The following is a 23,901-nucleotide window of genomic DNA, read 5'->3' on the forward strand; positions in this document are numbered from 1 at the left end:
GTTTCAAGTTGGAAGTTTCAAGTTTCAAGTTTGGGAGCTCCGAACTTTAAACCTTAAACTTTAAACTTTAAACTTTTAATCACGCGGAACGTACCGCCTTGCCGAATTCCAGCCAGTCGAATCCGGTTTCGATCCGTCCGTGCCTGAGTGCGGGGATCTGCGTTGTGATCAGCAAGGTGGTTCCCTGGAGGTCGGCCCGGTGATGCTGAGGCGTCTGGAGCTTGATCGCTTTCACCATTTTGAACTTCGCCGCCGGGAAGAATGCCTGCACAGAACTTTTAAGTGAATTGATGTTATTCATTCCGTACATCAGCACAAGCTCCGGCCTGTGGGCGCTGATCTTTTGAAGAATGGCGTTGATGCGCTGCTCATACAACTGCTCCTGGTACAGCGTGCGGCTTTTAAGAAAAGGAAACTGAGGCATGTCGAGCCAGCTGTAGTACCACGCATGGTTATGCGGACTGGGCAAAGGATATAACTGGATCAATGCCTCCTGCGCTGAAGACGATGCAAAGGAGTTTTTCTGGTAGTCCAGCAGGTCGGGGAGGGCTTCGTTCCTGTAGCCATGCCTGAAGGCGATGAGATTTTTCCAGACGCCGTTTTGGATGGCATTGCTATCGAACCTGTATTCGTAACGGTTCGTATACAGGTCGGCTTTAGGTCCATCCCCCCGGAAGGCAACACGTTTGTACAGCTCACGGATATCGCAGAGGGTGGCCTCCGTGCTGGAAGCATGTGCGTCATAAAAATAGTCGAACTTCTCCGCTACTTCCTCCGGCAGGTCACCGCCACTTTCCTCATATCCAACAAACCAAAACCTGGCATCCCATGACCCATAACCATAAAAATGATCCACCCAATGCCTGAGCGCTTTCTCTTTGATCAGCATAAGGCTGGAAAGATAGCATTATTTGCCGAGTCCACGGTCGACGGTCCACAGTCCACAGTAAATACACTGAAGGACTGCAGCCATTACTGGAATCTTCAACTGTGCTGCATTCCTTTTCAGTCATGTGGTGTGAGGACATAAGCCAACCTTTGGCCTGGCAGTGGCATGTGCGGGTTGGGTTCAGTCCGAACGCCACATGACGAGGCCCCTTCCGCGGCCTCGGAGCGGAACATAATCTTATTGTTACACAAAAGCTATTTCGAAATAAACGGATCTACACATCAGGAGCACGAGACGAAAGAGTAGAAGGAGAGGATGAGGTTGATTCAGAGGCTTCAACAAAGGTTCGCTATACTATCTTTTGCTGCCTGCAGCGCATTCTGAAAGTCAATCCGGTTCTGTCCAGTAAGCGCGGTACAGTTTCCATACGGCTCCAGCTTGTTGACATAATTCTGATACGCAGTTTTGTAAGCAGCGCAGTTGGCTGCTGACGGATCGGCAATGTATGCATTGGCTGCCGCCGAAATCGCATTGACCTCGTTCTGTAACTCAGTGCCCCATGCCACCGAACATGCCGGTGCATCATCCTCTTTATCATCGCACGAAAAAAGCATTGCCACGATAAAAAAAAGCAGTAGTGTGATCTTGGATTTCATAAACATTTTTGAATAAAGGTATCGGGGGAGCAGCGCGCATTCAATGATATTGCTCATGGAGGAATTAAACCGATGTGTGGGTAAATACAGTTCACGCAAAGGGCGCGAAGAAGCGCAAAGGCCGCCAAGTTTTTTTTAATGCAGATAACGCAAAGATTTTTTTTAACCGCAGAGAATGCGGAGAAAACGCAGAGGGCCGCAGAGATACTTGTTATACCAGCCGTGAAGACGTCAGCGAAACCTTTACGTTTTTATGAATAATTTAGATAACAGGTAAACGTGAATCTGTTTATCGGCCGTTAAGGTTTTTCTGCAATTCCTTGCGATTTCTATGGTTTTTGCATTTAAGCCGCTAATAAAAAAGGTGGCCTTTCGGACCACCTTTTTAAGAAGGAAATATGTCACTTGGATCAAACCAGGTCGAAGCGGTCAAGGTTCATCACCTTGTTCCATGCGGCCACAAAGTCGTGCACGAATTTTTCCTGTGCATCTTCGCATCCATAAACTTCAGCGATTGCTCTCAGCTCTGAGTTGGAACCGAGGATGAGGTCGGCACGGGTGGCGGTCCACTTAACCTCGCCTGTCTTGCGGTCACGGCCTTCAAACACATCTTTTGATCCTGATACGCCGTTCCAGGTCAACCCGAAGTCAAGCAGGTTCACAAAGAAGTCGTTGGTCAGGGTCCCCGGACGTTTGGTGAACACACCATGTTTAGACTTGTCGAAGTTGGTGTCCAGCACACGCATGCCACCCACCAGCACCGTCAGCTCGGGCGCGGTCAGCGTCAGTAGCTGTGCGCGGTCAATCAGGAGCTCTTCTGCCGAGGCAGCGTGATGGCTCTTCAAATAACTGCGGAAACCATCGGCAGCCGGCTCGAGCACTTCGAACGACTCGATATCGGTTTGCGCCTGCGATGCGTCGGCACGTCCGGGAGTGAAGGGCACTTTTACATCGTGACCGGCATTTTTAGCTGCCTTCTCCACGGCTGCACATCCGGCAAGCACGATGAGGTCGGCCAGCGATACCATTTTGCCACCAGACTGTGCGCTGTTGAATTCTTTCTGAATGCCTTCGAGCGCCTTCAGCACTTTCGACAGCTGCGCAGGGTTGTTCACTTCCCAATCTTTCTGTGGTGCCAGGCGAATGCGCGCACCGTTTGCGCCGCCGCGTTTATCAGAGCCGCGGAATGTTGATGCCGATGCCCAGGCAGTAGATACGAGCTCGGAGATTGAAAGACCTGACGCAAGTATCTTGCTCTTCAGTGCAGCAATGTCGTTGGCGTCGATCAGCTTATGGGTAACAGCAGGGATGGGATCCTGCCAGATCAGCTCTTCTGCCGGCACTTCGGGACCGAGGTAACGTGCGCGTGGCCCCATATCGCGGTGTGTGAGCTTGTACCAGGCGCGGGCGAAGGCGTCGGCAAACTCGTCAGGGTTTTCAAAGAAACGCCTCGAGATCTTCTCATAGATCGGGTCAACCTTCAGGGCGAGGTCGGTGGTGAGCATCGTAGGCGCATGGCGTTTCGATTTGTCGTGCGCATCCGGTACTGTTCCAGCGCCAGCGCCATTCTTCGGTTTCCACTGGTTTGCGCCGGCAGGGCTCTTGGTGAGCTCCCACTCGAAGCCGAACAGGTTTTCGAAGAAGTTGTTACTCCATTTTGTAGGCGTGGTGGTCCAGGCACCTTCAAGACCCGAGGTAATTGTGTGAGGGCCATGGCCGTTGCCAAATGAATTTTTCCAGCCGAGGCTTTGCTGTTCTATGCTTCCACCTGCCGGCTCTACACCCACATATTTGGCGGGGTCGGCAGCACCATGGGTTTTACCGAAAGAGTGACCACCGGCGATCAGCGCAACGGTTTCTTCGTCGTTCATCGCCATGCGGCCAAACGTTTCTCGGATGTCGCGGGCTGCTGCCAGGGGATCAGGTTTTCCGTTAGGGCCTTCCGGGTTCACATAGATGAGTCCCATCTGAACGGCGCCCAGCGGTGCTTCAAGCTCGCGAACGCCTTTGTAACGCTCATCGCCCAGCCACTTGGTCTCCGAGCCCCAGTATACTTCTTCCTGCGGTTCCCACACATCCTCACGGCCGCCGGCGAAACCGAAGGTCTTGAAACCCATCGACTCGAGCGCGCAGTTACCGGCCAGGATCATGAGGTCGGCCCAGGAAAGCTTCTTGCCGTATTTCTTTTTCACAGGCCACAGCAGCAGCCGTGCTTTGTCAAGGTTGCCATTGTCGGGCCAGCTGTTCAAGGGAGCAAAACGTTGTTGTCCCGCGCCGGCACCACCACGGCCATCACCCACGCGGTAAGTACCTGCGCTGTGCCACGCCATGCGGATGAAGAACGGTCCATAATGACCGTAGTCGGCCGGCCACCATTCCTGCGATGTGGTCATCAGCTCGAAGATGTCTTTTTTCACAGCCTTCAGGTCGAGCGACTTGAACTCCTTCGCATAATTGAAGTTTTCACCCATCGGGTTCGAGAGGGAAGAATGCTGACGAAGAATGTTCAGCTTCAGCTGGTTCGGCCACCAGTCGCGGTTCCTGGTGCCACCGCCGGCCACTTGTTTCAATGAACCATTGTGAAATGGACATTTGGCCTCGCTGTCGTTGACATTCAATGATTTCTGTTTGGTAGGAGTGGTTTGTTCCATGGTATAGATTAATTAATGACTAACTGACGTGATCGTGAATGCCTGCCGCTTTATTGATCAGCAGAACACTTTCCATACGCTAAGGTTGCTACTTGCGGGCTATCGATCAAATTGATTGTCTTTATGGATATATAGTATTTATCTATGGGAGGAGTCCACGGTCCACAGTCGACGGTCCACGGATGCGTGAATCCGTGCTTCGACTACAATGCCGTACACAAGTTGTTCGTAATGAACCAGTGAACGAAGCTTCTTCCAGTCATATGCCGTGAGGACATAAGCCAACCTTTGGCCTGGCAGGGCATGCGCGGGTTGGGTTGAGTCCGAAGGGCATATGACGAGGCCCCCGCCGCGGCCTTGGAACGGCACCGAAAACTTATTTACTTACTCAGAATCTATGTCGCAGAAGTACAGCAGTGCTGGAACGTCTCTGGTTCGGCTTTGCTGCGTGACTTCGTAGTACGCATCAATGCGCGGAGGTCCCGATGCCATGCTCCCGGTTTTCAGTGACACTGCGTGAATCATTGACCTGGCCCGTCGGTTGACAGTGGACTTTTTTTACTGTGCATTAGGTGTGCATCAATATTTTCGGTTACTTCCTGCCAACTTCAAGATCATGATCCGTAACTATCTCATCACCACCTTTCGCTCATTGTTCAAGCACAAGTTTATTTCAGCCATCAACCTGTGCGGTCTTGCTATCGGCATGACAGCCTTTCTGCTGATGGTTCAGTTTGTGATGTTCGAGCTGAGCTATGACGACTTTCATGAAAAGAGCGCAGATATCTACAGGGTGGAAAGTAATTTTTTTCTGAATGGCGTGATGACCGATGACTGGGCTACAAGCTCAGCCGGTTACGCCACGGCCATGCAGCGCGAATTCCGTGACGTCAGGAAATTTGCGCGGATCTATCTGCAGAGCAATGAACGCATCGTGAGTTATGCAGACATCAAGCATCGTGAGAAAAACGTCTTTTTTGCAGACGCATCGTTATTCGATATCTTTTCTTTTGAGCTGCTGCAGGGAGATCCAGGCACAGCGCTCGCGGAGCCCAATACCGTTGTTATCTCCGAATCGGCAGCCAGAAAATATTTCGGTGATGCTGATCCCATTGGCAAGACGCTGAAGCTTAGCAATACACGGTCGATCTATGAGTGTGCCGTTACCGGGGTTTTCAAAGATGTTCCCGCGAACTCACATATTACATTCGATATGCTGATCTCGTGGACCACCATGTCGAGCCGTTGGAAAGGAGTCGATGAGTTCTGGTATCAACACTCGGCCTACACGTACCTGCTGCTCGAGCCAGGCACCGACGTAGCCCGCATGGAGGCTCAGTTCCGCGTGCTCGCAGAAAAATACAAGACCGAAGACGCAATGAAGCGCCATACCTGGGGCATCAGCCTGGTGCCGCTGGAAAAGATCCACCTGAATCCGGCGAAGTCAAACGAGCACGAGGTCAAGGGAAGCCGCACAACGGTGGGGATCCTTGCCGTTACGGCTGTGCTGACACTTCTCATCGCCTGGATCAATTATATGAACCTGGCCACCACACGGGCCATGGAGCGCGCCAAGGAGATCAGCATCCGCAAAACCGCGGGAGCCAACAAGGCCATGCTCGTCAGCCAGTTCCTGCTCGAGTCCACGTTTGTCAACCTGGTGAGCCTTGCTATCGCGATAGCCGTGACGTGGCTGGTGCATCCTTACTTTCAATCGCTCACCAACACGCAGATGATCTTCTTCCTGAGCTATGGATGGCAGCCGCTCCTGGTATTGTTGGGCATCTTTGCCGCGGGCATATTCTTCTCTGGATTGTACCCGGCGATGATCCTGGCTTCATTCCATCCGATCAGCGCGTTGAAGGGTAAGATCACCAGGCATGGCCGTGGAAAATCCGTGAGGAAGGCGCTGGTTGTGTTTCAATTCACGGTATCCATAGTGTTGATCACCGTTTCTATCGTTGTATTTGAGCAGGTCAGGTTCATGCGCACGCAATCTCTCGGCATCGATACCGAGCAGGTAGTGGTGATCAAGATCCCGGGTCGCACGGAAAACTACCACGAAAAAATAGAGGGACTTCGCAACGAATTGCTGCGGGTGTCGGCAGTTTCCAATGTCACCATATCCACTTCCGTAGCAGGGAAGGAGGTAGGAATGAACCTGGCCAACCGCCGCGCGGATATCGATTCTGACCAGACCAACCTTTATGAAATGCTGAGAACCGATCCCGAGTTCATCGAAACTTACGGGCTCGAGCTGTTGCATGGAAGAAATTTTTCACGCGATATCCAAAGCGATGTGCAGGCCGTCATCGTGAACGAAGAGGCCGTCAAGCTGCTGGGGTACAAAAACAACGAAGAGGCATTGCATAAGGAGATCTATCTCGAGACCAGCGACAAGAAGTTTGAGATCATCGGTGTGGCAAAGAACTACCACCATACTTCGCTGAGGGATAAGTTCGTGCCCATCATCCTGTTCACGTCACCCGACTTTGGCTGGATCCCGTACAGCTATATCTCGCTGAAGATAACGTCTTCCAACTGGACAGAGACCTTATCAGCTGTGAAAGGTCAGTGGGACGCGCTTTTTCCTGAATCCTCCTTCGATTATTTTTTCCTTGACGAGTTCGTCGATCAGCAGTACAAGAACGATGTGGCTTTCGGCAAGCTCGTCAACATCTTCTGTGGCCTGATCATCGTCATCGCCTGCCTGGGATTGTTGGGGCTGGCATCGTACGATACTGTATTACGAAGAAAAGAAATGGGCATCCGGCAGGTGCTTGGTGCTTCGCTGGCAAACCTTGTGTTCCTGTTTTCGCGTGACGTGCTGGTGCTGCTGGCCGTGGCGTATGGCATCGGACTGCCCGTGGCGTATTGGATCGGGAGCTCGTGGTTGACCAACTACAGTTTTCATACCGAGATCGGTGTGTGGATGCTGGCGCTTCCGGTGGTTATCCTGCTGCCGATCGCCTTTTTCACGGTAAGCTCGCAAACACTGAAAGCTGCCTTCACAAACCCGATGGATAGCTTACGGCAGGAATGAGCCGTGAGCTGTGACCTTCCAGCCTTTAACGGGAAGCTCTCGCAGCTCACGGCTTGGGGTTTGAAGCTTTTGTGGCATTGACCATTGATTTTCTTACCTTCGCGCCCGGATCAATTATTTGGTAAATGAATTACTGGCTCGTGAAGTCCGAACCTTTTAAATACAGCTGGGAGCAGTTTGTGCGCGACGGGAAAACCTTCTGGGATGGTGTACGCAACTATGGCGCACGTAATAACCTGAAAGCCATGAAGAAAGGCGATCACGTGCTCTTCTATCACAGCAACGAAGGACTGGCCATTGTGGGCATCGCGGAAGTGTTGAAGGAAGCTTACCAGGATCCGACCACCATCGATCCTAACTGGGTGGCCGTTGACCTCAAACCCGTGAAGGCACTTCCTACGCCGGTCACCCTGGCGCAGATCAAGGCAGAGTCAACGCTGCAGAACATGGACCTGGTGCGGCTCTCACGCCTGTCCGTGGGCGCCGTGAAGGAACGCGAATACAAAAAAGTTCTCACCATGGCCGGCCTCAAGTCTGCGAAATGATGTACGTCTCATGGCCTCCCGATAGAAATCGGGATTCCTAATGCCTGATTAACATGAAGATCTTAGGTTTCGACCTGTCGCCTGGCGGCAATTTCAAAATCACGGAAGATGACAGACTTTGGGTGGAAGAGAATTTCAGGTGGCTGAAAGAAGTATTCGGCTATCCTAACAAAATGGAAGAGCAGGTGCTGCTCACACCGAAGTTTTTCCCCGAGACGTTTGCGGCAACCGCGGTCACGGTAGATAACGTCATCACCGACCTCAGCAAACAATTTGGCATCCCACGCCACATCGTGAAGCACGAGATCGTCACCGACCTGCGTGACTTCAACAACATTCCTTACCAGATCGAAGGAAAACCTTTTGAATGTGAAACCGAGCTCAGGAAAAGGCAATACAGGATCTTTGTTGCCAGAAGCCTGGAGAAGCATCCGCAGCGCCTGATCTACAGCCTTATTTATGAGTTCATCCGCATCCGGCTCACCGAAAGCGACATCGAGTTTGATGTAGGCGGCGATGATACAGGATTGTTCATTTTCCTTGCCGGCATCTACTATGGATTTGGTGTGGTGCTCGCACAAAACCTGGAGCATACGGGGCGCAGCAACGACGGCCTGTGGGAGATCAAATGGAACTACGTGTCTGAGATGCCGCTGCCGGTGATGGCGTTCAGTCTCGCCACGTACGCTAACCTGAGAGGAGAGCAGGATCCCGCATGGAAGAATGAGTTCAAAGGCGATTTTAAAAAGTTGTTTGAGGATGCGCTGGCCTATCTCCGTGAGAATCCGAACGATCTGTATGATGAAGTAGAGGTAAAGGCCAATGATCTGTTCAACCTGGCCAACGATCATTTTGAAAAGAATGCGCTGGAGGAAGCGATCGCCACTTTGCAGAAAATACTTTTTCTAAGCAATGATGCCCACCTGAGGGCCGATGTGTATAACAACATGGGCTATTACTACCTGCGCATGAAAGATTATCAGCAGGGCATGTCGAACTTTCGCAAGGCACTGGCATTGGGCCCGGAATACGGTTATGCCAACGACAACCTGGGCTATGCGCTGATCATGACCGGTGAGCTCGAAGAAGGACGGTCATACCTTGAAAAAGCCATGCAGACGGCCAACAACGATGCCGCCTACACGTACCGGAATTTTGCCCTGTATCACCAGCGCAAAAAGCAATTTGACCTTGCCGAAGAATTCTTCCAAAGAGCATTTGACCAGCAAACCCCGGTTGACCTGCTCGAATATCACTACGGTGAATTTTTACTCGAGCAGGGCAATATCGAAAAAGCGAAAGCATTTTTTCAGAAGTCCGCTGAAAAGAAAGAGGAGGAGGGTGCCAGCAAGCTCCGTCAATTGCACGCCCTCTAGCGTATTTCCGCCACTTTCAAGTGGAAGTTCAGGCGCGGTTTTTTTTTGACAATCTGAAACATTTATCGTAATATTACGATAAATAGCTATGGGCCTTACAAAAACAGAAGAATTCACCAAAACGCAGAATGACCTGGCAAGCCTGGCCAAGGCCATCGGGCATCCGGCCAGGATCGCTATTCTTCAATTCCTGATCAAGACCAAATCATGTGTATGTGGCGATATTGTTGACGAGTTGCCGTTGTCGCAGTCTACCGTTTCGCAGCATTTAAGCGAGCTCAAAAAAGCAGGGTTGATCAAGGGAGAGATCGATGGCCCGAGCGTCTGTTATTGTATCGATGAAAAAGCATGGGGCAAAGCAAAGAAAGTGATCGGTGAGCTGTTTGACAGTTATACCGGGCAAAACTGTTGTTAAATTTTTTTGGATCAGTTGATCGTAATATTACGATATAAATAAACACAGAAGATGGGCGACCAAACAAAAAAGATCCTGGTGCTCTGCACGGGTAACAGCTGCCGGAGCCAGATGGCGGAAGGTTACCTGAAGCATTTTGCCGGCGATGGAGCGATCGTTAAAAGTGCTGGCATCGAAACGCATGGTGTCAACCCGCGGGCAATTGCCACTATGAAGGAAGATAACATTGACATATCGGGGCATACCTCCAATCATGTTGATGAATACGCGGCGATAACATTTGATTTTGTGATCACGGTCTGCGATCACGCCAGGGAACGATGTCCGGTACTGCCTGCCAAAGCGAAAAGATTTCATCATAACTTCCCGGATCCTGCAAAAGCCACCGGGAGCGAAGAAGAAGTTCAGGAAAAGTTCAGGTTTACCCGTGACCTGATCAAAGACTATTGCCGCGATTTTGTTGCTAAAAACCTGTAACGCCTAATCATATGAATGCGCTTGAAACACAGACCTGGTCCGGGATCCAACAGCAGTTGAAGGGATTTGTGCTCCGGCAAACAAGAGACAAAGCGCTCACGGAAGACATCGTGCACGATGTGTTTTTAAAGATCCACAACAAGCTTCCACAGCTGCGGGAAAATGATAAGATCATCGCCTGGATCTACCGGATCGCCCGCAACACCATCACGGACCATTTCAGAATGCAGGCAAAGGCGATCAGGGCTGTCGATCTCGATTGGGAGAGCGCGTCACCGACCCTGAACGATTGTGTTATCGCATGCCTGCAGGAGATGCTGCTGACGCTTCCCGATAAATACCGCGAGGCCATAGAATTGGCAGAGCTGAAAAATATGTCTCAGCTTCAGCTGGCTGAAACCCTTCAGATCTCATACTCGGGTGCCAAGTCACGTGTACAGCGTGCACGGCAGCTGCTGAAAGAGAAGATGGAACAGACCTACCGCATCAAATTCGATAACTATGGCAACGTTGTGGTTTGCGAAAACCGGTTGCCTTGTGGCTGTTCTCAGTCATAAAAAGAAGGCAGAGCTTTTCGCTCTGCCTTGTGCATCATTAGCAGCAGCCTATGATGATTTCACCACAGCAGCCACCGTCACAACATCCCGGATCTGTCTTGCATTCCATACTTTTTGTGTTTTAAGTTGAACATGATTTTTCTGTGATCGTTTTTCAGATCACACCCTGCTGACGTACTCCTGAATGAAAAGACGCAGAAATAACGTTGCGTCTTTTTTTAGTCGTGTTCGTCTTAATAACAAACACAAACCAATGAAACACATCCTGATACTTTTCTTAGCCCTTGGCCCTATTGCATTTTCTTATGGTCAGAAATATCAACGTGACCTGACCCCGGCGCGTGGGCATTACAAGCAGCTTTCCGTTTTCAGCAGGTCACCAAAAACAGGCAACGAGACGATCGACCGACAACGGTTCATCAGCGACCAGGAAACCATCGACCGACGCATGAGTCGTAAACCGAATTACCTGGAAGCAGTGAAGCTCAGTGATTTTAACATTCCCGAGGTACCCGCCAATAGCTCGGAGATGACCCGTGCGGAGATCAATTACCTGCTTGCACTGCAGCAGTCGCGAACGGAAGAAGACGTGCGCGCCAGTTTGTTTTTTGCCAATGTTTACTACAATTTGAGTGTCAAGCCTGGCGACTCAACTTATACATTGTTTCGCCACAATCTTTTCCACATCGGCCGTTCCATCGGCACCTGGTTCAATCCTGAGAACCTTCCGCTAACGGCAGACCTGATCGCGAACGTATGGAGGGATGCAAGCTATTTTATCTGGTCGATGAAGTTCAAATACGCGCGCATTCGCCCCTATGTTATTGACCCCGGGTTAAAGAACCTCGAAGAAACCGATTGGGCTGCTTACCCGAGCGGACATGCCTCCAATTCGTATGTGAACGCATACCTTTACAGCGAGCTCGCCCCTGAGTTTGCAGACGTGTTCATGAAGGACGCCTACGATATGGCACACTCCCGGGAGATCATCGGTGTGCACTATCCCTCGGATTCGGAAGCAGGAAGGATCTTCGCCCGGCAGTTCGTTAACAAGTTGTTTCAGAACCCGAAATTCCTGGCGGATTTTGAACGTGTAAAAAATGAGTGGAAGCAGAAAGCAAAAGAGACCTTTGAGCGTCCCCTGACAAAAACTCAAGCAACATCCAATTAAACCAATTGGCAAAAGGGCGCTGATCCCTCATCACGATCAACGCCCTCTTCTTACTCCTTACTCCCTTGCCCGCCGTAGCTTTAGCGAAGGAGGCTTACTCCTCCTCCTGACTCCTGGCTTCTGACTCCTGACTTCTAGTCCAGACTCCTCATTCCGATCTCAGACTCCTCACCGGATTTGCCATCGCTGCTTTGAAAGCCTGAAAGCTCACAGTGATCAACGCTATGACTAAAGCAGCAACACCTGCCAGCAATATTACGGTGGCATCGATGCTGATGCGATAGCCGAAGGTCTGCAGCCACTGGTGCATAGCCCACCACGAGACAGGTGCCGCTACCACAATGGCCGCGAGCACGAGCAGCAGAAATTCCTTCGACTGCAGCAATACGATCTGCCCCACGCTGGAGCCCAGCACCTTCCGGATGCCGATCTCGCGCGTTCGTTGTTCGGCGGAGTGGGTGCTCAGACCGAACAGCCCGAGGCAGGCGATCAGAATGGCAATCACCATGAAGACAATAAAGATCTGCTCGGTAGTTTGTTCGGCTTTGTAAAGATGGCTGAACCGGTCGTCGAGGAAATAGTAGCTGAAGGGAACGTCGGCATGGAACGCGTTCCATTGAGCTTTTGTGTCGGTGATGAAGTTGCTGATGTCGCTGGTCTTTACTTTGACAAGATAGGTAGGCGCCACGCGACGGTAAAGCATCATCATTGGAGCGATCTTTTCTTTTGCCGAGGTATAATGGAAGTCTTTTACAACGCCCACTACCTGGTACTGCACCTGCGCCGACCGGTAGATGGTGCTGCCGAGCACGTTGCTCTCGTCCCATCCCAGGTTTTTCATCGCTGTTTCATTGATCACCACATTCAGCCCGAGTGAGTCGTTTGAAAACTCATTTGAGAGGTTCCGGCCCAGCACCAGTTGAAGGCCCATGGTTTCCAGAAAATCGTAATCGACCGTAAAGATATGGATGTGTGTGCCTGAAGGATTGGGGCCCCTGCTTGAAACCTCCGTGCCGCCGTAAGAGCCTGCATTGCCGATGGGCACGGTTGCATGACTGACGTGGCTCACGCGGTGGTCCTGTTCCAGCTTGCGTTTGAAGGCATCCATGTTCCCACCCAGGGCGCCGGCATTTTCAACTACCACCACCTGGTCTTTGTCATATCCCATCTCGATGTTCTGCAGAAAATGGAGCTGCTGATACGCTACGATGGTGGCCACGATCAGCGCCGTGGAGATGGCGAACTGAAATACCACCAGCACGCTGCGAAGGTTGCTGCGCCTGGAGCCTCCCGGGGAGTTACTTTTTAGTACTCGCAAGGTCTGGAACGACGACAGGAACACAGCAGGGTAAGTTCCAGCCAGCAGGCCTACCGTGATGCCGAGCACCACCAGCGACGTGAGCACCGGTGCCGACAAAAAGAAAGAGATGCCGATCTGTTTGCCTGTGAGCTGATTGAAGAAGGGGAGGAGCGTGAGGGCAAAAACGACCGCAAATGTCAGCGCGATCATGGCGAGGATCATCGATTCTACCAGGAACTGCGTCACCAGCTGACTGCGGAACGATCCCAAAGATTTACGGATCCCGATCTCGACACCACGCCGGGCAGCGCTGGCCGTAGACAGGTTCATGAAGTTGATGCATGCCAGCAGCAGAATGAAGATGGCCAGCGCACCGAAGATGTATACGTTGTTGATGTCGCCGTTCGCTTCTATCTCGTATTTGGTGTGTGAGTATAAGTGGATCTTCGACAGGGGCATCAGGTAGAACTTCCACGTATTGACAGACCGTTGTGCATCCGCCAGGCTGATCCCCATATCGTCCTGGATCTCTGGCACCACATACTTTTCGATGAGGGCCGGGAGCTTCGCTTCAAGCCGGTGCGGGTCTGCATGCTCATCCAGCAGAAGATAGGTGTGGAACCCCACGTTGCTCCAGGTTTGCCTTCCATTCGTGATCCTGGCGTTGGAGTTCATGCTGAGGAAGGCGCTATAATGAAAATGAGAATTGTCAGGGATCTTGTCAAAAACACCGGTAACCTTCAGCGTGCCGTACCTGCGGGAAGTGAGGAGTTCGCCGAGTGCCGGCTTGTCACCAAAGTATTTTTTGGCAAACGCCCTGGAGACCACGATGCTGTTGGGTTCTGTGAGCGCGTGGTCGGCATTGCCTTCGATCAGTGGAATGGAGAACAGTCTGAGAAAATTGGAATCGGCCAGTGTAAGCCCTTCTTCCCGTACATTCACATCGCCGTACCGGAGATAGTCGAACAAATTCCCGGTGGCGCGGGTAAACTCCACAACCTCGGGGTAGTTGCTTTTGATGCCGGCGCCTACAGCCACGTCAACGTGCGGGTAGTCGTCCACACCGCCGTTCTGTTCCAGCTGTAGTCCCACACGGTAGATGCGCTTATACTGTGCGGCGTATTGATCATAGCTGAGCTCATCATAAACAAAAGAGGCGATGAGCAGGAAGCAGGTGAGGCCGATGGCGAGCCCGAAGACATTGATCATGGAAAACGCCTTCTTGCGCATCAGGTTGCGCCACCCTGTTTTAAAGTAATTTTTCAGCATAGCAGCAGAGAATTGATTTGAGTAATAGTGTTTTGTTTTTCGCCGGATGTTTCTCCACCGGAAGAAGCGGATCACATTCCAGGTAAAATAGAGGTCGGCTTTGAACTTGCTGGCGATAACGGTCCGGTCGAACAGCTCGTGAGCATCGCCCTGGATCTCCTCGAGGCGGTCAGGGCGGCAATACCACTCCAGGAACCGGTTCGGCCATTTGGGAGGTCTTGGTTTCATGCCATCCTGAATTGAAGCGCGATGCGTGGAATGCGGTTGTACAACTGGTTGCGCAGCTCGTTGGTCTCTTCCAGCGAACGTTTTCCGGCAGCGGTCAGCAAAAAGATCCTTTTCCTTCGCCCACCGCGGGCATCGGTAGGCTCGCTCATTTTTGACTCGAGCAGCCCTTTGTCCTCCAATCGCGTAAGCACAGCATGCACGGCGCTGATGTTCAGGCTCCGGCCAGCTTGTTTGTCGAGCTCGTCCATCACGGAAACGCCATATGCTTCCGGATATAAAACGCCTACCATCAATAAAACCAGCTCTTCCAGCTCGCCGATGTGTGTTCCTTTCATAGTATTGATTAACTCTACAAACGTGAAAGTAAAAAATATGTTTTACTTTTGTAGAGGAATTTGGATCGGAAGGCACCCGAACTCCTTTGTTTTTTCCCCGCGCTTTGGCCTTTCGCCTCCTGGGTTGATTAAGTATCAGTTATTCAATGGGTTATTGAGGTGACGCTTGCTGGTATGTAGAGTTTGTGTGGCAATAAGGTTCGGTCCCCGCTCCGAGGCCGCGGGGTGGGGCCTCGTCATACGCCGTTCGGACTCAACCCAACCCGCGCATGCCCTTGCCAGGCCAAAGGTTGGCTTATATCCTCACAGCGTATGACTGGAAGTGCACGTATATAATTCAGAGTCCATGGCCACTATTGGTCTAACGAAAGCAGAAATGCAGTGGCGGTGTTCCTTACAGCCGTGGACTGTGGACCGTCGACTGTGGACTGATTATATAAACTGCAATTGCGAATAATATAATAACTGTTATATTTACTGCAATTACGACTAATATGAAGAAAACGAAGCTTGGCGAATTCGAAGAGCTTGTTCTTCTGACCGTGGCAGCCCTTCAGCAGGAGGCGTACGGAGTGGAGATCAAACGCGAGCTCGAAGCGCGGTTGAAGCAGAAGCTCAGCGTGGGGTCCATTCAGTCGGCACTGAAACGAATGGAGGAGAAAGGATTTCTTACTTCCGATTTCGGGGAAGCCACCCAGAAAAGAGGCGGGAAACGCAAACGCATTTACGCCACCACTTCTTACGCTCATAAAGTGCTTGCCGAGCTGAAGGAGATCCGCGCCGGGTTATGGGATGCCATGCCCAGGCTGGCACATGAACTGAAACTGATATGATGCCGCGCAGCGATATCCATCCGCCGGAGTGGCCCCTCAGGTTGCTAAGGTTCGTGATCAAAGACGAATACATCGAAGAGATCGAAGGCGATATGGAAGAGCTCTTCCTGGCCAACGTCGAACAACTATCGGTCCGGAAAGCGCGGCGGATCTACACGTGGGAGATCCTCAGACTGCTGAGGCCTGTCTTGCTGAAGAATATAAAATCATCGCCCCAATTTTATCAAAATGCCATGTACAAAAACTACCTCAAAGTCGCTTACAGGAATCTGATCAAAAAGAAATCCTATTCGCTCATCAATATCTTCGGGCTTGCGCTCGGCATCGCCTGCTGCGTGTTGATCTTCATGTTTGTTCATGACGAGCTCTCGTACGACACCTACCATGTAAACAAGGACCGGATCTACCGGGTCACGCATGGCGAGTCTTCGAAGGATGGCAAGACGGGGCCGTTTTGGGTTTGGGGAAATGCACCCGTCGGCCCTGCGCTGAAAAGCGATTTTCCGGAGATCGATAAGGTTGTGCAGTTCTCGGGAAGAGCGGATATCCTGCTGAGCAATGGAGACAAGTTGTACCAGGAAGACGGTGTCTTCTTCATGGACTCTACGGCCTTCGATGTATTCAGCTGGAAAGTGCTTCGCGGTGATCCTAAAACTGCGCTGGCCGACCCTTACAGCATTGTGCTGACGGAGACCACGGCAAAAAAATATTTCGGTGATGAAGACCCTGTTGGCAAAACACTGAAGGGAAGCGAATCTTCAGGAAGGTCAGCTGCGGGCGACTATACTGTGACGGCGGTGATGGAAGATGTACCTGCCAATTCGCATTTCCGTTTTAATGCGCTGCTCTCGCTGAATACTTTCCGAAAGTCGCGCCCGGAAATATTCAATGAATGGGGGTATGTTGATATGTACACCTATTTCCTGGTCAATGATCAGTTCAATGAAGCAGCCTTCAAAAGCAAGATCCCCGATTTTATAAAAAGGAACATCCAGTATCCCGATTCCAGGTATACCATCGCTATCGAGCCATTGAAGAATGCCTACCTGGGAACCGACGCAGACAGGCAACCCGGCGAGACTGGCAGCATGTCGAATATCTATGTGTTCTCGGTCATCGGTGTGTTCATTCTTGCCATTGCCATGATCAACTTCATGAACCTTTCCACCGCCAGGTCACTGGAGCGGAGCAAAGAGGTGGGCATCCGGAAATCGGTAGGCGCAGACCGGAGAAACCTGATCTCGCAGTTCCTGGGCGAGTCGCTGCTCATCGTATGCCTGTCTACCGTGGTAGCGCTGGTGATCGTTGTCACGGCATTACCCTACATGACGGATTTTATCGGTAAGGAATTTGCCATCGAAGGCTTCGTAACGTGGCAGAACATTTCATTCTTCGTTGCGGTGATGTCTGTGGTGGGATTGATCGCCGGCTCGTATCCGGCCCTGGTGCTTTCAGGCTTTAACCCGGTAATGATCCTCAAAGGGATCTCGAGGTCGCAGGCGGGTGGTGCCAACATGCGGAAGGGGCTGGTGGTATTCCAGTTCAGCCTGTCCATTGCGCTGATCGCCGGTACCATCGTTGTATACGATCAGATGAGCCTGCTGCTGAACAAGGACCTCGGATTCGATAAGGAACAAATGCTCATTGTGGATTATAACTATGATGGCGCTGTGAACAACAAATCGCAGGCGCTGAAAACCGAGCTGGAAAAGAATCCCTCCATTGTATCGGTAGCTTTTACCCGAAGTGTGCCGGGTGGTTACTATCCCCATGCCTACACGCAGATTGAAGCGCCAGACGGCGAAATGAAAGGTCAAGGGCAGCCCATTTTCCAGGTGGGCATGGATTTCGTTACGCATTTTGGACTGGAGCTGGTGGCAGGCAGAACATACTCAAAGGAATATCCGTCAGACAGCTCGAAGGCGCTGGTGCTCAACGAGTCGGCGGCAAGGCAATACGGCTATACCGATCCCAAGCAGATCGTTGGAAAAAAATTCGACCAGTGGGGCAGGGCAGGTGTGGTGATCGGTGTGGTGAAGGATTTCAATTTCACTTCTTTGCATCGCACCATCGAGCCGCTCACGTTGCCGTTTGAGCCCTATGCATGCCGTTATATGTGCATCAAAGTTAAGTCTGCGGGCATGAGAGAAACCATTAACGCCATAGGTGAGGTCTGGAAACAGCTGGCACCCCACAGGCCATACCTGTACAGCTTTCTCGATGATGACTTCGAAAGGCAATACAAGTCCGATCTCATGTTCAGGAGACTGTTTACAACCTTTGCCTGTCTCGCGATCTTCATCGCCTGCCTGGGATTGTTAGGACTGGCCACCTATACGGCACAGCAGCGCACCAAAGAGATCGGCATCCGAAAAGTGTTGGGCGCGGATGTGAGGCATATTGTTGCTTTGTTGTCGGCCGATTTTATGAAACTGGTCCTCATCGCTGTCGCCATCGCCACGCCCGTTGCATGGTACGCCATGAACCAGTGGCTGCAAGGGTTCGCCTACCGGATGGAGATCCACCCCACGGTCTTTATCCTTGCGGGATTGATTGCCCTTTCGATAGCGGTCTTCACCATCAGCTTTCAGTCCATCAAATCCGCCTTGATGAATCCGGTGAAATCCTTGCGGAGCGAATAGTTAAAACACAGATGATGCAGTTTAACATTTTACAGTCTTGCTAAAGACGCCATATTGGTAGTCACGAGAAAAACATGACCTCCAATCCCGTCAGGGATGACCTATAGCATTGGACTTTCTTCAAACGCTTACGGCGTGAATGTGTTGACTTTCCCTAAACCGGCAACTGGCAACCGGCAACTGGCAACCAGGACCTACCCTCTACAGGGTAGAAATTTTCGCCCTTACCGGGGATTGTGCTGAGAAACCCGTGCCCCTAGTTTTGCCACCCGTAAAACTTTGGTCAACACTTAACAAGCACATCCCTAATGAAATATTTTTTACTCGTCTGTCTCTTCATGAGCGGCGTTTCCGCTGTCGCCCAGGTCGGCTCGATCAGGGGCACCGTAAAAACTTCCGATGGCGCGCCCGCTGAATTCGTTTCCGTAGGATTGAAAGGAACCCGGAAAGGCGCGCAGTCCAACAGCAAAGGTGAATTTGAGATCAGGAACCTTCAGCCCGGAGCCTACACCGTGGTCATTTCGAACATCGGCCTCGAAACCAAAGAGATCGAAGCGCAGGTGAACGCCGGTGAGGTGACTACATTGCCACTGATCACCTTGCAGGAAAACGCCCGGGAGCTCAACCAGATCGTGATCCAGGGAGCGGGAGAGAAGTACACCACCGACCGCGTATCTTCATCGTTGCGCCTGGCATCCTCGCTGCTGGAGACCCCGCAGAACATCCAGGTGGTGACCACCGAAATGCTGAAAGACCAGCAGGTGATCAGCATGAGCGATGGATTGATCCGCAACGTAAGCGGTGCCGTTCGCCAGGAACACTGGGGCGACATGTATGCAAACATCGTAGCCCGCGGCTCTCAGATCCAGGCATTCCGCAATGGTTTCAACGTGGTGAATTCCTACTGGGGGCCATTGACAGAAGACATGAGCTTTGTCGATCACATCGAATTTGTAAAAGGACCAGCCGGGTTTATGCTTTCAGGCGGCGACCCTTCTGGATTGTATAACGTGGTGACCAAAAAACCAACCGGTGTTACCAAGGGTGAAGCGTCGATCACTACCGGAAGCTTCGGCCTGCTGCGAACAACACTCGATTTGGACGGCAAGCTGCGTACCGACGGCAAACTGCTTTATCGCCTCAACCTCTCTGCGCAGAACAAAGATTCTTACCGCGCCAATGAGTACAACGACCGTTATGTTGTAGCGCCGGTTATTGCTTATGACCTCGACGACAAAACGAAACTTACACTGGAGTACAATTATCAGCGCGCCAATATGAGCAACGTTGGATCGTTCTACATTTTTTCGCAACAGGGCTTCGCTGCATTCCCGGCAGACTACACCACACTTCCCGCGGGCACACCCGGAACGAAGATCGATGATCACAGCTTTTATGTGAACCTTCAGCATTCCCTGAACGACGACTGGAAGATCACCGGCCAGGTATCGAAGTTCATCTATCAACAGGTTGGACATTCCATGTGGCCCTCTGTTGTGAACCAGGATGGAACATTTGTGCGCAACATCGGCATCTGGGATGCATACAGCAACATGACCATGGCCCAGGTGTTTGTAAATGGCGAGGTGCAGACCGGGGCTGTGCGTCACCGGATCCTTTCGGGATTGGACATTGCCGGCAAAGATTACATGGCCGACTGGGGACAATCGCACGACCTGGACACACCAGACAAGCCTTTCGATCCGGCAAACCCGGACCTCGGCATGCCGGCCACCGGTTATCCGAAATTCGATCGCGAAACCCCGCTCGAAGAAAGGGCACAGGCTGCGGGAGGACTCCAGGATCAACGTTACACCAGCGTCTACCTGCAGGACGAACTGAGCTTCATCGAGAACCGGATCCGTTTCACCGTTGCCGGACGTTACACGCAGCTTCAGCAATCAGCCTGGGGCGCAGCGCCTGATAAAGCGAAACACTTCACACCCCGTGTAGGGCTTAGTGCATCACTCACCAGCCAGCTTGCTGCCTATGCTTTATATGACCAGGCATTCATTCCACAGACCGGCATCATGGCCAATGGCGGAAAAGTGCAGCCGATCACGGGTAACAACATGGAGCTGGGACTTAAGAAAGACTGGCAGGGCGGATGGAACACTACGCTGTCGGTATACCGCATCCTGAAGAACAACGAGCTCGTTGCCGATCCTACCGATCCAACTTCGGGCCGCAGCATCGAGATGGGGCGCAAGCGGGCACAGGGGGTGGAGTTCGATCTCCGGGGAACGATCGTACCCGGGCTGAACCTGGTGGCGAACTATGCCTACACGGATTCCCGCGTGATCGAAGTTGCCGACGGCGTGACCTATCCGGAAGAAGGTTCTATTGTGCCGGGATTTGCCAAACATACGATCAACGCATGGCTGAATTACAAATTCAGAAATGGTGTGCTCAAGGATATCGGCCTCTCCGCAGGCGTGACCTATCTCGGCGACCGCGCAACGTACTGGGAAGCATCACCTGATCCTGACAAAGAGCTGGAGAACTATCTCAAGGTGGATGGCGGATTGTTCTGGGAAAAAGAGAAGCTCAAAGTGACCCTGAACGTGTTCAACCTGCTCGATGAATACTTATACAGCGGCTCTTATGAATCGTGGATGACCGATGCCGATGGCAACCCGTCTCCGATGTACAGTTACCAGGCCGAAGCACCGCGGAATGCAAGGTTCAGCATTACGTATAAATTCTGATCAGGATTTTTTGAATATCGAACAAGGAATTCGAATGACGAATGACGGGGTGGAGCGGCGTTCGGAATTCAGTCCTTGTTCGATATTTATATTCAGATTAATTGAACGTCACTTTCTTTTCCACTCTCATCCTGGAAATGGTTCCGCTTCCGGTGCTGAATTTTGAGTCGATGGTGCCGTATTTGACACCGGTAAGTGTGACGGTTGCACTCGTAATTCCCTGAGGTGTCGCGAAATTCGATTTAGGGATTACAAAAGAGCCTTGCTCCATCTGGGCAGCAGTAAGGGAGAACGTTGGCCCGGGTACTGTGCCTGCCGGCGATGTGAGATTGAGGGTGATAATGAGCTCGTCGTGAACATATACATCCTGCCAGGAGATCGTCAGGTCGCTGTTCACACTGGCGCTTGAAGGCACCGTTAAAGAAGTAAATGTTTTCTGCGGCGTGGTAACGGTGCCGCTATGTTTCTGACCATTGGCAAGAACCACATCAAAATTGTAACTGGTATTCAGGTTCACCGTGGCGGACGGAATGTAGTAGGTTGAAATGTTCAGAATTTCGGTCAACGACATTTGCTGCCCATTTACCTGTACTTTGCCATTCTTTAATTCCACACTCGCCAGGTTCTTGTCGAGTATCGTGGCTGTGAGCGCAGCAGCCACCGTTCCATCGTTTTGCAAGGTGCGCTCTACAACAAAGTGGGTTTGCAAAACAGCGGGATCTGTGATCTCGATATCATTCAGGGAAGATTCACAGTTGCTGAAAAGCAAAGTAGTTGCGAATGCAAACAGTGTTGCCGCCTGACGTGAATACTTTGAAAATTGGCTCATGGTATAGTTGTTAAGTTTGAAAAAAAATTACTGCTTTCCTGAAGCAATCATTTTCGCGGTTTTGGATACCGGTCATTGCCGAAAAGTGACCGGCGCTGTGGAAACGGAGGCCCCAGGGCAGGGGCCATGTAATAATTGGACGAAGAGTGTCAAAAAATGAAATGGAATTCAGTCTATCCGTATATCTTTGAGGCCGGAAAAAAATTACCCCATTGAAAATCCCTTTCATCGCCATTGCCACCGTTGCCATATGCGCTTCCTGTGGACCCGCTGCACAAAACTCTACCGAAACGCGTACTGATTCAGCAACTACCAGTGCTGTGACGCAAGACCAAATGATTGCCCCGGCAAAAGAAATTGCTCCATTGCCACAGCCGGATACCACCGCGATCCTTTTCGATACGGTCACCATCGAACATCCCCGTGGTGACACTTTCGATCTCTATGTGCCTTCGGGGTTTCAGGTCGCCATTGCCGCGCATGGCATGAACAGGATCCGGTTCATGGACAGGAGTGCTGATGGCAGATTGTTTATCACAGACATGCTGAACCTGGCCGACAACACAAAAGGAAAGGTCATCATCCTGGAGGACCCTGACAGCAGTGGCGTTTTTCAAAAACAATCGCTTTATCTCGACAAGCTGAGAAATCCCAACAGCCTGAAGTTCCATAAAGACAAGTCTGGCAAAGACTGGTTATACCTGGCGATGACGGATAAGCTTGTGCGTTATCCTTTCAATCCCGGAGACACCAGGCCTGCCGGAGATGCGGAGGTGCTCGATACATATCCTGACTATGGTTTAAGTTATCGCTATGGCGGATGGCATCTTACCCGCACCATTGAATTTGATGATGAGGGCCGCCTGTACATCTCGGTGGGCAGCAGCTGCAATGTTTGCGTAGAGAAAGAGGAGGTGCGTGCCAGCATTCTTGTGATGGATGAGGATGGTAAGAACAGGTCAATTTATGCGAAGGGTGTGCGCAACGCTGTGGGACTTGCCTGGACCCATGGGAGCTTATTTGCAACGAATATGGCTGCCGACCACCTGGGAAAAGACCAGCCTGATGATGCCATGTTCCGCGTGGAGAAAGACCGCCACTATGGATGGCCTTATTGTTACCACTGGAATGGAAAGGTGTATGCCGATCCAAAGCTGGACACGGCCTCGACAAAAGTTTCCCCGCACGAAGTGCCCGGAGCTTTCAGTTATTTTGGTGCACACACAGCGCCGCTGGGATTGGCCTGGTTCGGTGAGCATGAAGCGGAGGACCCCAGCCTGAAGAATTATTTTCTCGTGGCACAACACGGATCCTATTCGCCCGCCATTGGTCGCGGTTACAGCATTCAGCGCGTGCGTGAAGGCAACCCTCCGGAAGATTTCGTCAAAGGTTTCCTCGATGCTAAGGGCAACATTCATGGCCGGCCCTGTGGTATCTTCTCCATCGGTAAAGATGATTTTTACTTCACGGATGATAAATTCGGCACACTGTATCACGTCTATCGCCGGCATTAGAAAGGTACGAGGTACGTGGAGGGTATTCCGTACTTCGTACCTCGTTCCCGATAGTTATCGGGATCGTACCTATCATAAGAGGCTCTGGCAATTCTCTCGGATTCTCACTATATTCGTCTATGATCTGGTTAACGCTTCTCCTGACCGTCATTATCACCACCGCCATCGTCTACGGTGCCGGCTGGATCAGGCGCCATCGTGAGACCCATCCCGAGCTTTACAAGAACAGAGGCGTGATCGGCTTTATTGTGTGGTTGATCCTCCAGTACTAGTTATCTCGATTCCGCACAATTCCCATCCCTATTTAACATTCGATTGTCAAAGATCGTGAGCCTAACGCCGTACGGAGCTTCTCTCAGTCATACGATGTGAGGACATAAGCCCAACCTTTGGTCTGGCAAGGGCATGTGCGGGTTGGGTTGAGTCCGAACAGCGTATGACGGGGCCCTCCGCGCTGTGCCCG

18 protein-coding genes are annotated in these 23,901 nt (G+C 51.5%); 12 read left to right on the forward strand and 6 right to left on the reverse strand.

Translation table 11 applies throughout. From position 1 onward, the window contains the following. Positions 1-79: 79 nt before the first annotated feature. The 3 genes from KK083_RS28990 to katG form a co-directional block, all read right to left on the reverse strand. The gene (locus tag KK083_RS28990; protein WP_254169651.1) at positions 80-889 is read right to left on the reverse strand and encodes a hypothetical protein; all 810 of its coding nucleotides are present in this window, start codon (positions 887-889) and stop codon (positions 80-82) included. A 335-nt stretch (positions 890-1,224) separates the two neighbouring features. Then, positions 1,225-1,545, reverse strand: coding sequence for a hypothetical protein (locus tag KK083_RS28995; RefSeq protein WP_254169652.1), 321 nt, complete (start codon positions 1,543-1,545; stop codon positions 1,225-1,227). A gap of 410 nt (positions 1,546-1,955) precedes the next feature. Next, positions 1,956-4,196, reverse strand: a complete 2,241-nt coding sequence (gene katG, locus KK083_RS29000; RefSeq protein ID WP_254169653.1) for a catalase/peroxidase HPI — start codon at positions 4,194-4,196, stop codon at positions 1,956-1,958. 616 nt (positions 4,197-4,812) lie between these two features. Between katG and KK083_RS29005 the strand changes: the two genes are divergently transcribed. The 7 genes from KK083_RS29005 to KK083_RS29035 all read left to right on the forward strand — a co-directional run bounded on the left by KK083_RS29005 (position 4,813) and on the right by KK083_RS29035 (position 11,780). After that, on the forward strand, positions 4,813-7,239 hold the full coding sequence (locus KK083_RS29005; RefSeq protein WP_254169654.1) for an ABC transporter permease: 2,427 nt from the start codon (positions 4,813-4,815) through the stop codon (positions 7,237-7,239). A gap of 125 nt (positions 7,240-7,364) precedes the next feature. Further along, positions 7,365-7,784: an EVE domain-containing protein gene (locus KK083_RS29010; protein ID WP_254169655.1), complete on the forward strand. Its 420-nt coding sequence runs from the start codon at positions 7,365-7,367 to the stop codon at positions 7,782-7,784. A gap of 53 nt (positions 7,785-7,837) precedes the next feature. Then, positions 7,838-9,160, forward strand: coding sequence for a tetratricopeptide repeat protein (locus KK083_RS29015; protein WP_254169656.1), 1,323 nt, complete (start codon positions 7,838-7,840; stop codon positions 9,158-9,160). Positions 9,161-9,248: 88 nt separating this feature from the next. Next, complete coding sequence (locus KK083_RS29020) at positions 9,249-9,575, forward strand: ArsR/SmtB family transcription factor (RefSeq protein WP_254169657.1); 327 nt, start codon at positions 9,249-9,251, stop codon at positions 9,573-9,575. Positions 9,576-9,626: 51 nt separating this feature from the next. Then, on the forward strand, positions 9,627-10,052 hold the full coding sequence (locus KK083_RS29025) for an arsenate reductase ArsC (RefSeq protein ID WP_254169658.1): 426 nt from the start codon (positions 9,627-9,629) through the stop codon (positions 10,050-10,052). An 11-nt stretch (positions 10,053-10,063) separates the two neighbouring features. Next, a complete protein-coding gene (locus KK083_RS29030; protein ID WP_254169659.1) occupies positions 10,064-10,609 on the forward strand; it encodes a sigma-70 family RNA polymerase sigma factor in 546 nt (181 codons plus the stop codon). 253 nt (positions 10,610-10,862) lie between these two features. Next, on the forward strand, positions 10,863-11,780 hold the full coding sequence (locus KK083_RS29035; protein ID WP_254169660.1) for a phosphatase PAP2 family protein: 918 nt from the start codon (positions 10,863-10,865) through the stop codon (positions 11,778-11,780). Positions 11,781-11,928: 148 nt separating this feature from the next. Here the strand turns inward: KK083_RS29035 and KK083_RS29040 are convergent, their stop codons facing one another. Both KK083_RS29040 and KK083_RS29045 read right to left on the reverse strand, forming a co-directional pair. Beyond that, a complete protein-coding gene (locus KK083_RS29040) occupies positions 11,929-14,577 on the reverse strand; it encodes an ABC transporter permease (RefSeq protein ID WP_254169661.1) in 2,649 nt (882 codons plus the stop codon). Next, complete coding sequence (locus tag KK083_RS29045; RefSeq protein WP_254169662.1) at positions 14,574-14,912, reverse strand: PadR family transcriptional regulator; 339 nt, start codon at positions 14,910-14,912, stop codon at positions 14,574-14,576. The genes KK083_RS29040 and KK083_RS29045 overlap by 4 nt, the downstream gene beginning before the upstream one ends. 494 nt (positions 14,913-15,406) lie before the next feature. On the opposite strand from KK083_RS29045, the gene KK083_RS29050 reads away from it, so the two are divergent. The 3 genes from KK083_RS29050 to KK083_RS29060 all read left to right on the forward strand — a co-directional run bounded on the left by KK083_RS29050 (position 15,407) and on the right by KK083_RS29060 (position 21,095). Further along, the gene (locus KK083_RS29050; protein ID WP_254169663.1) at positions 15,407-15,745 is read left to right on the forward strand and encodes a PadR family transcriptional regulator; all 339 of its coding nucleotides are present in this window, start codon (positions 15,407-15,409) and stop codon (positions 15,743-15,745) included. Further along, entirely contained in the window at positions 15,742-18,387 is a 2,646-nt protein-coding gene (locus tag KK083_RS29055; RefSeq protein ID WP_254169664.1) for an ABC transporter permease, read from the forward strand. The genes KK083_RS29050 and KK083_RS29055 overlap by 4 nt, the downstream gene beginning before the upstream one ends. 308 nt (positions 18,388-18,695) lie before the next feature. After that, on the forward strand, positions 18,696-21,095 hold the full coding sequence (locus tag KK083_RS29060) for a TonB-dependent receptor (protein WP_254169665.1): 2,400 nt from the start codon (positions 18,696-18,698) through the stop codon (positions 21,093-21,095). Positions 21,096-21,192: 97 nt separating this feature from the next. Here KK083_RS29060 and KK083_RS29065 read toward each other — a convergent pair whose 3' ends face one another. After that, complete coding sequence (locus KK083_RS29065; protein ID WP_254169666.1) at positions 21,193-21,924, reverse strand: hypothetical protein; 732 nt, start codon at positions 21,922-21,924, stop codon at positions 21,193-21,195. 212 nt (positions 21,925-22,136) lie between these two features. Here KK083_RS29065 and KK083_RS29070 point away from each other — a divergent pair, with 212 nt between their 5' ends. Then, entirely contained in the window at positions 22,137-23,438 is a 1,302-nt protein-coding gene (locus tag KK083_RS29070; RefSeq protein WP_254169667.1) for a PQQ-dependent sugar dehydrogenase, read from the forward strand. A 119-nt stretch (positions 23,439-23,557) separates the two neighbouring features. Continuing rightward, complete coding sequence (locus KK083_RS29075) at positions 23,558-23,710, forward strand: hypothetical protein (protein WP_254169668.1); 153 nt, start codon at positions 23,558-23,560, stop codon at positions 23,708-23,710. Positions 23,711-23,901 lie beyond the last annotated feature (191 nt).

Source organism: Chryseosolibacter histidinae, assembly GCF_018598225.1.
Taxonomy (GTDB): domain Bacteria; phylum Bacteroidota; class Bacteroidia; order Cytophagales; family Cyclobacteriaceae; genus Chryseosolibacter; species Chryseosolibacter histidini.

Excerpts from the sequence above, each read along its gene's own strand:
- KK083_RS29035 (WP_254169660.1), top strand. The coding sequence starts at position 10,863 with ATGAAACACATCCTGATACTTTTCTTAGCCCTTGGCCCTATTGCATTT.
- KK083_RS29005 (WP_254169654.1), top strand. The coding sequence starts at position 4,813 with ATGATCCGTAACTATCTCATCACCACCTTTCGCTCATTGTTCAAGCAC.
- KK083_RS29025 (WP_254169658.1), top strand. The coding sequence starts at position 9,627 with ATGGGCGACCAAACAAAAAAGATCCTGGTGCTCTGCACGGGTAACAGC.
- KK083_RS29075 (WP_254169668.1), top strand. The coding sequence starts at position 23,558 with ATGATCTGGTTAACGCTTCTCCTGACCGTCATTATCACCACCGCCATC.
- KK083_RS29015 (WP_254169656.1), top strand. The coding sequence starts at position 7,838 with ATGAAGATCTTAGGTTTCGACCTGTCGCCTGGCGGCAATTTCAAAATC.
- KK083_RS29020 (WP_254169657.1), top strand. The coding sequence starts at position 9,249 with ATGGGCCTTACAAAAACAGAAGAATTCACCAAAACGCAGAATGACCTG.
- KK083_RS29050 (WP_254169663.1), top strand. The coding sequence starts at position 15,407 with ATGAAGAAAACGAAGCTTGGCGAATTCGAAGAGCTTGTTCTTCTGACC.
- KK083_RS29010 (WP_254169655.1), top strand. The coding sequence starts at position 7,365 with ATGAATTACTGGCTCGTGAAGTCCGAACCTTTTAAATACAGCTGGGAG.
- KK083_RS29045 (WP_254169662.1), bottom strand. The coding sequence starts at position 14,912 with ATGAAAGGAACACACATCGGCGAGCTGGAAGAGCTGGTTTTATTGATG.
- KK083_RS29040 (WP_254169661.1), bottom strand. The coding sequence starts at position 14,577 with ATGAAACCAAGACCTCCCAAATGGCCGAACCGGTTCCTGGAGTGGTAT.
- katG (WP_254169653.1), bottom strand. The coding sequence starts at position 4,196 with ATGGAACAAACCACTCCTACCAAACAGAAATCATTGAATGTCAACGAC.
- KK083_RS28990 (WP_254169651.1), bottom strand. The coding sequence starts at position 889 with ATGCTGATCAAAGAGAAAGCGCTCAGGCATTGGGTGGATCATTTTTAT.
- KK083_RS29055 (WP_254169664.1), top strand. The coding sequence starts at position 15,742 with ATGATGCCGCGCAGCGATATCCATCCGCCGGAGTGGCCCCTCAGGTTG.
- KK083_RS28995 (WP_254169652.1), bottom strand. The coding sequence starts at position 1,545 with ATGAAATCCAAGATCACACTACTGCTTTTTTTTATCGTGGCAATGCTT.
- KK083_RS29060 (WP_254169665.1), top strand. The coding sequence starts at position 18,696 with ATGAAATATTTTTTACTCGTCTGTCTCTTCATGAGCGGCGTTTCCGCT.
- KK083_RS29065 (WP_254169666.1), bottom strand. The coding sequence starts at position 21,924 with ATGAGCCAATTTTCAAAGTATTCACGTCAGGCGGCAACACTGTTTGCA.
- KK083_RS29030 (WP_254169659.1), top strand. The coding sequence starts at position 10,064 with ATGAATGCGCTTGAAACACAGACCTGGTCCGGGATCCAACAGCAGTTG.